General features: G+C 72.8%; 1 pseudogene. It reads left to right on the plus strand.

Features of this window, described 5'->3' with window-relative positions:
- Positions 1 to 239: pseudogene (locus HWY45_RS36505) on the plus strand (RNB domain-containing ribonuclease); the annotation flags it as partial.

Genomic DNA, 239 nt, shown 5'->3' on the forward strand with positions numbered 1-239 from the left:
CGCTGCTGCTGCACGTGCCGGCGCTCGGCGTGCATGCGCGCGGCACGCGCGTGCTGCTCGACGTGATGTCGATCGACGAGCTGACGATCGAGGCATCGGTGCGGCTGCTCAACGTGCTCGACGCGGGCGACGCGTCGGCGGAAGCCGAGGCCGAGGCGCTGGCCGAGGCTGGAGCCGAAGCCGATGCCGGCGCAGGCGGCAGCGACGGCGCCGCGGAAAACAACGGCAACGAGGAGGAG

The sequence above is a fragment of the Burkholderia stagnalis genome (assembly GCF_902830275.1).
Lineage (GTDB): Bacteria > Pseudomonadota > Gammaproteobacteria > Burkholderiales > Burkholderiaceae > Burkholderia > Burkholderia stagnalis.